Origin of the sequence: Paenibacillus pectinilyticus (genome assembly GCF_001700435.1) — a bacterium.
In the GTDB taxonomy this organism is placed as follows: domain Bacteria; phylum Bacillota; class Bacilli; order Paenibacillales; family NBRC-103111; genus Paenibacillus_E; species Paenibacillus_E pectinilyticus.
Map to the genome: position 1 here is coordinate 22,949 of NZ_LYPC01000017.1, position 7,022 is coordinate 29,970.

At 43.4% G+C, this 7,022-nt stretch carries 9 protein-coding genes; 8 read left to right on the forward strand and 1 reads right to left on the reverse strand.

Features of this window, described 5'->3' with window-relative positions; all coding sequences use genetic code 11:
- Positions 1-60 precede the first annotated feature (60 nt).
- The 7 genes from A8709_RS13190 (at position 61) to A8709_RS13220 (ending at position 5,217) form a co-directional block, all read left to right on the forward strand.
- Positions 61-552: a GNAT family N-acetyltransferase gene (locus A8709_RS13190; RefSeq protein WP_244163181.1), complete on the forward strand. Its 492-nt coding sequence runs from the start codon at positions 61-63 to the stop codon at positions 550-552.
- A gap of 39 nt (positions 553-591) precedes the next feature.
- Positions 592-1,299 (forward strand): MgtC/SapB family protein, encoded by a 708-nt coding sequence (locus tag A8709_RS13195; RefSeq protein WP_065852853.1) that lies wholly within the window; start codon positions 592-594, stop codon positions 1,297-1,299.
- A 59-nt stretch (positions 1,300-1,358) separates the two neighbouring features.
- Positions 1,359-1,961 carry an RNA polymerase sigma factor gene (locus tag A8709_RS13200; RefSeq protein WP_065852854.1) on the forward strand — a complete coding sequence of 201 codons (603 nt, stop codon included), beginning with the start codon at positions 1,359-1,361 and terminating at the stop codon, positions 1,959-1,961.
- Entirely contained in the window at positions 1,912-2,220 is a 309-nt protein-coding gene (locus A8709_RS13205; RefSeq protein ID WP_065852855.1) for a hypothetical protein, read from the forward strand. The genes A8709_RS13200 and A8709_RS13205 overlap by 50 nt, the downstream gene beginning before the upstream one ends.
- 27 nt (positions 2,221-2,247) lie before the next feature.
- Positions 2,248-2,829 (forward strand): DUF6677 family protein, encoded by a 582-nt coding sequence (locus A8709_RS13210; RefSeq protein ID WP_065852856.1) that lies wholly within the window; start codon positions 2,248-2,250, stop codon positions 2,827-2,829.
- Positions 2,830-2,931: 102 nt separating this feature from the next.
- Complete coding sequence (gene perR, locus A8709_RS13215) at positions 2,932-3,366, forward strand: peroxide-responsive transcriptional repressor PerR (RefSeq protein WP_065852857.1); 435 nt, start codon at positions 2,932-2,934, stop codon at positions 3,364-3,366.
- 150 nt (positions 3,367-3,516) lie between these two features.
- Positions 3,517-5,217 carry a glycosyl hydrolase family 18 protein gene (locus A8709_RS13220; protein ID WP_141692520.1) on the forward strand — a complete coding sequence of 567 codons (1,701 nt, stop codon included), beginning with the start codon at positions 3,517-3,519 and terminating at the stop codon, positions 5,215-5,217.
- Positions 5,218-5,298: 81 nt separating this feature from the next.
- Here the strand turns inward: A8709_RS13220 and A8709_RS13225 are convergent, their stop codons facing one another.
- A complete protein-coding gene (locus A8709_RS13225) occupies positions 5,299-5,703 on the reverse strand; it encodes a YgzB family protein (protein WP_084224901.1) in 405 nt (134 codons plus the stop codon).
- Between the two features lie 126 nt (positions 5,704-5,829).
- Here A8709_RS13225 and A8709_RS13230 point away from each other — a divergent pair, with 126 nt between their 5' ends.
- Positions 5,830-6,699, forward strand: a complete 870-nt coding sequence (locus A8709_RS13230; RefSeq protein ID WP_065852859.1) for a nucleotidyltransferase-like protein — start codon at positions 5,830-5,832, stop codon at positions 6,697-6,699.
- Positions 6,700-7,022 lie beyond the last annotated feature (323 nt).

The following is a 7,022-nucleotide window of genomic DNA, read 5'->3' on the forward strand; positions in this document are numbered from 1 at the left end:
AGGTAGAAGTGGTGATCCTCGTACGTAGGACACCACTTTTTTTCAATTCCACCCATAGGAGTGATTCCACTGTCTATTCAACAACTACTTTTACAAACGAACGAAGAAATTCTAACCCTGCTCGCACTTCAAATCGCTTCCTACCGTGTGGAGGCTGAACTGATCGGATTTGAGGATATTCCACCTTTGAAGGATGGCATTATGTCCATACGTGAAGCGAAGGAAACTTTCTATGGGTTCTATGTGGAGGAACAAGGGACGTCTAAGCTTGCAGGGGCCATTTCATTTGAGCGTGAAGGCTGTATTGTGACGATCTGCCGGATGATGGTTCATCCCGATTTTTTTCGCAGAGGGATTGCTAGCGCCCTTTTACAGCATATACTGAATGATCAAGAACAAAAGGGAGCCACACGATTCATCGTGTCCACGGGATCTGCGAATGCACCTGCTATAAGCCTCTACGAGAGGTTTGGGTTCATGACGCGCCGCGTTTTCACCGTTCCCCCTGGTGTTTGTCTAACGACATTCGAAAGGCCTGCTAAAGGCTTCTAAGAGCTTTACAATTCGATTGAAAAAGGGAGCGTTTACACGATGGCCAATCCATGGGTAATTGATCAGTTACATGTCACGATAAGGCTTGTTTTGGCCCTATTTCTTGGTGGATTAATTGGGTTTGAGCGAGAGGTCAGCTCTCATGCAGCAGGTCTTCGTACACATATCTTGGTGTGTGTGGGATCGGCGCTAGTGATGCTATTGTCGATATACGGGTTTAGCGCATTTGTGAATGAAACTAATGTTCGTCTTGATCCGTCACGTTTAGCCGCGCAGGTGATCAGTGGGATCGGTTTTCTGGGAGCGGGTACAATCATGTTTAATGGGAGATCCATCACAGGCCTCACAACAGCGGCTTCTCTTTGGGTAGTTGCGGGGATCGGTCTGGCGATCGGAGCAGGCTTCTTTTATCCAGCCGTCTTGGTTTGCTTCATGGTGCTAATTTCCTTGTGGATCCTGAACAAAGTGGAGCATAGATATTTTAATGGGAAAAAGGTTCGCATTTTAAAAATAAAGGCACTGGATCAGCCAGGTACGTTGGGTCTCATTACGACAATCCTTGGTAAACATAAAATCGATATTAAACAAATTAAACTGGAAGAATTGGAAGATGGCAGTGAAACCGACCACGTCCTCATTACCTTTCATGTTACAATACCCAAGCCTTCGATTATTAGCATCGTGCTCGAAGAAACGAATCAAATGCAAGGCGTTACGGGCGTTGCGATAGAAAATAGTAAAAATTGAAGGGATAAATGGAGTAGGAGCGTCTAAGCTTTTAGAACACATGGCAAAGGGGGTCTAGCATGGACAATTTGACGGATGAACAATTAATTGAAGAGATCCGTCAGGGTCATACCGAAGCCTACCGTGTTATTGTGGAGCGTCATAAGAGCTATATTTTCACCTTGGTGTACCGTATGGTTGGGCATAAGGAAACTGCTGAAGACTTAACCCAAGAAGTGTTTGTGAAGCTGTTTCGTTCCCTGAGTCATTTTCGTGGTGATGCGAAGCTGACAACATGGCTGTATCGTATGACGACGAATCTGGTAACTGATTATAGACGTACTCAGAAACGTAGGCCCTATGAAGCGTTGTTGGATAAAATGAAAGGCTGGTTTACAGACAGCTGTGAAGAGCCCGAGGCGATGGTGGTAAGAAAAGATGAGCAAGCGCACATGCAGGAGCTGCTCTCCCAACTTCCGGACAAGTACCGGATTGTCATGGTGCTGTACCACTTTAAGCAGCTTTCTTACTCAGAAATGAGTGAAATTACGGGTCTGCCCATCAAAACACTAGAAACAAGGCTCTATCGCGGTAAAGCTATGCTCAAAGAGAAATGGTTGGAGGTGAATCCACATGAAGCTGGGGCAGCAGGACGACAAGCAGCTCACGCAGTACCTAAATAAGCTATTAGATGAGATGCCGCTTCATGAGCCAAGCCCATTGCTGACGGATCGCATTATGCAGTCACTTCAAGATGCGGCTGTTTCGAAGCCGGGGGTTAATACTCCACGCAGTACGAGCAGACCCTGGATGAACGGGGCCATCGCTATTGCAGCAACCGTCCTATTAATTCAGTCAGGGATGATTAACAAAATCCTACACATCGCTTCAGGAATTTCAGAGTTAACCGACTATATTCAAAATTTATCTCAATACCACTAAAATGAGTTGAAATGGAGGCTATCCCAAATGGACTTGCACAAAGATCGCACGCACATCCCTGATTACAGCACGAGCCCTTCTTATCCGCCTTACACACCTTATTATCCAATTTCTAAGAAACGCAAATGGGCTGCTGGCATGCTGTCCTTCATGCTTCCAGGAACAGGACACTTCTATTTAGGCCTGATGCAGCGCGGCTTATTCATTATGATGTTGTTAATCTTGGACATTTTTACGATTACAGCGCTTGTAGATCATCATAATGCGAGTGTGCCTACGGTTACTCTATTTGCTTTATTTCTTCCAGTCATCTACTTCTATAATCTTTTTGACGTCCTCCAGCTCACGGACCATGTGAATAGACGGCTTGAACTCGGCGAGTTCGCAGTAAATACGAACGATATGGATATTCACGATCCGCTTCAAAAATTGATGAAAGGGACGAATATGGGCGTCATCCTCATAATTGCTGGCGGTCTGATTTTTATGCTTAGCAATAAACCGAATTGGTTCTCCGTGCTGTTCAATCTCATGGGCTCATTTTTCGGCTCTTGTATTTTAGTTCTTGCGGGTGTAGCTATGTTCATTCTTGATCGAAAAAATAAATGAGCCCCTATGGTAGGATCCGCATAACCATCATTGACAAAAGTCAGAGATCACACGTACAATATAGTGTAAGGTTTTAATGACTAACATCAGGCGGTGAGTACCATGGCAGCACATTTAGAACAAGCGTTAGCAAAGTTGAAAACAACAGGTGTTCGGATGACGCCCCAGCGGTATGCGATACTTGCTTTTTTGCTGGATTCTATGACGCATCCGACAGCGGATGATATTTACAAATCTCTTGAATCCAAATTTCCTAATATGAGTGTAGCGACTGTTTACAATAATCTTAAAGTTTTTATCGAATCGGGACTTGTTCGGGAATTGACTTACGGAGATAGCTCGAGTCGGTTTGATGCGGATATGACAGACCATTATCATGCGGTTTGTGAGGTTTGTGGGAAGATTTCTGATTTTGAATATCCCCCGTTGTCAGACATTGAGATGACAGCTGCTTTGCATACCGGATTCCAGGTTGGCGGTTATCGTCTGGAGATCTATGGTGTTTGCCCAGATTGTTCGGAAACTACCAAGCATTAACTTTATTCAGAATTCCTCATTTGGTGTTCTCCTGTTGTATAATAAAACGTGTCTAGCACTTCCTAACGAAGTGTTGGCACGTTTTTTCTTTTTCATATAATCCTATCAGGTTTAATAACATTCGCACATCTGCTCAAAGGAAGTGAACCGTTGAAATCATCGAAAAAAATAATCCTTGTTACAGCCCTTGGACTAGGAATGCTTGCAGCTGGAGCAGCCACTTACCTTTTTCAACAATTCGTACCAAACCGTACACATGTAGATCCTGACTTCCATACCATAAGTAAACCTGTTTTTTATGAAGGGAATTATAATTCAACAAGTGCAATCGGAGAGAAGGAAGGTCTGAAGCTTCCGCTAGAGCTTGTCCAGAAATGGATCGATCCGAATATTATATATGAGAAAAGCACGGATTCCGTTATCATTACCACGAAAGATAAAGTGCTGCGCATGAAAACTACCGAGCTTTCGGCGCTGATGAATGAGAAGCCGCTCTCTTTATCGTTTCCTGTTGAGAAAAAGGATGAAACCATTTATCTTCCCATTGAGCCGCTAAAGCAATTATATCCATTTGAGATTCGAGAGTCAGCCAAATCGGGTGCCATCTTGCTTTTCAAACAAGGCGACATCATCCACTGGGGCAAGCATGCAGGGAAGAAAGTGGCTGAACTTCGGACGGAAGGCTCTATTAAAGCGCCGATTGTTTCCGAAATTGCTGTTGATGAACAAGTCATGATACTGAGTACAGAGGGTGACTGGTACAAAGTACAGCAGGAGAGCGGTCCGATTGGCTTTGTTCGTAAAAGCGAATTAACCCAGGATCATGATGAAACGATACCCGTCCAAACGCAAACATCATCCTACGTATCTTGGAAGCCCATAACCGGTAAGTTAAATATGACGTGGGAGCATGTGATCTCGAAGAATCCGGATACAAGTAAGATTGTTGATATGCCTGGACTGCAAGTCGTTAGCCCTACATGGTTTTCAGTAGCAGACAGTGAGGGGAAAATTAGTAACTTAGCAGATGCTGCTTATGTCAAATGGGCGCAAGACCGCAACTATCAGGTGTGGGCGTTGTTCAGTAACGGCTTCGACGCAGATCGAACAACAAAGGTCTTATCGACCTATGATCTTCGTATGAAAATGATTAAGCAGCTGCTTGGTTTTGCCCAAACTTATAAGCTGCAAGGCATTAATATCGATTTTGAAAATGTGTATCTCAAAGATAAAGAGAATCTGGTCCAATTCGTACGTGAATTGACTCCCTTTATGCATGAACAAGGTTTGTCCGTCACGATCGATGTAACACCGAAATCCACCAATGAAATGTGGTCTATGTTCTACGACCGACCGGCCTTGGCTGAGGTAGTGGATTATATGATGTTAATGGCCTATGACGAATATTGGGCGACGAGTCCTAAGTCAGGCTCTGTATCATCCTTACCTTGGACTGAACGTTCTATAACAGCACTCTTAACGACGGATAAAGTGCCGCCATCTAAGCTTGTCCTTGGTGTGCCATTCTATACGCGGCAATGGACCGAAGAGACGAAAAATGGCAAGTTGACCGCAACTTCTAAGACACTAACCATGTCAGCAGCACAGGCGATTATCAATGAGAAGAAGCTTACACCTACGTTTTTAGCGGACACGGGTCAAAATTATGTGGAATACAAAGACGGCGACAAACTCATTCGCATTTGGTTAGAAGATGAAATTTCGATCAAAGCACGCGCAGCACTAGTTGCGAAGTATGATTTAGCAGGCGTAGCCTCGTGGCGCCGGGGGTTTGAACTACCAGCAAGCTGGCAAGTCCTTAAGGATGCTCTACCGACAGTTAAACCCTAAATTCACCGCCATTATCCCTATATATAAAAAGAAAGCCAAAACCCTTATCCATTCAGGGTTTTGGCTTTTTTTTTTCCATGCTTAATGAGGCTTATGCTCATGTTCGCGACTTGGTTCGAATTGCACAGCATGTGCAGCTGCCGTTTCGTTCTCGCCAACAGGCTCATATTGTGGATCAATTGTTAAGATGGTTTTGCAGAACATGCAACGATCTGTTTTGCCGAGCATTTTCGTTCTACGACCGCACTCTGGACAATCGATAACTGTAGCTGATGTGGAGAGCATACCCGCCCAAAAATAAATACCCATACTCACCAATACACTAATCATCCCAATAATCATGAAAATGACGGCAATCACACGTCCAACTTGTCCCCAATCAAAAACGACACCTGCTAGTCCTATAATCATAAGCAGCATTCCACCCATGGTCATAGCAAGACCCCATAAGCGGAACTCATTGACTTTACTTGATCTAAATCGCACGTTCAGTTCCTCCTCATTCCTCTACCTCATGTTTTGTATGAATTGTCACAGAAATCAGCAGGAAACCCCTTCACCCTTGTAGAAATAAGGTATAAACAAAAATGGAGACAGGAGCTTTGGAAACCCATGGGAATAAATAAAGAGCAGCTATTGCTTAAGTTCCGGAATGACCCTAGAATCATTAGCGTCATGGCGGTAGACAATCCTAAGCAACTTCCCTCACTGACAGATGGTTTTGATACGCTACTTCTAATAGTAACGAATGACCTAAGCCTGAACAATCATACGACTAATTATATAAGAGACGATTCACGGATACAAGAAAGATGGACAGATCCTAATTCGATCGAGCAATGGATTCGTCATGGGGTTAATCGCAATATTCTTCACTGGTTGTTAAAAGGGGAGATACTTCTGGATCAGAACACCTATTTAGAAGGCCTGCGCCATCGTATACTTGAGTTTCCTGGTGACTTGCGTGAGCATAAGCTGCTGATTGAATTTTCGCATTTTTTGCGCAAATATCTGCAAAGCAAGGAATATATTCTCGATGATCATATTTTAGATGCCTACAACAATATCCTTGAAGCTCTCCATCACTGGGCACGTATCGTCATCGTGGAAGATGGTTATCATCCCGAGATCACTGTTTGGAGACAGATCCGCGCGATCAATCCGGGGGTATATAAGTTATATGAAGAGCTGACGATGAGTAAAGAGACGTTGAAACAGAGGGTTCAGCTTGTCTTGCTTGCTTGTGAGTTTTCGGTTATGTCCAAAATGGAACATTGCTGCGAGGCTTTTATTCAAATCCTCAGGGAAAGCGATCAACCGCTTAGCTCTGATGAGCTCCAACAACACTCGCAGTTAGTGGAAGTGAAGTCAGAGCTTCCTCTTTTACTTAATAAACTAGTCAAAAAAGGTTTGATTAAAGAAGTTGCCGTTATAATCGATGATCAAACTTCAGAAATCGAGTTACGATATACAAGTATCTAAACGCAGCAAACCTTTAAGAATCAGGTGTTTTCCTGGTTCTTTTTTTATTCTCTTTTTAATGCTTGACTTTGATCGCGATTCTATGATAAATTAACTCTCGCCGCTAAAAACGGTAACGCATTCCAGAACAATGAGTTCTCGTATGTAAGCGAAGTATTAAAAAAGTGAAATAAAAAAAGCTTGCATTGATTGGATCGAATGTGATATATTATAAAAGTCGCCGCTAAACAGAGGGCGAAGAAAACGAAAGAAATTGATCTTTGAAAACTGAACAACGAGTGAGTAAGCACGAACGAGTAATCGTTCAAATAAAGAGATTGTAA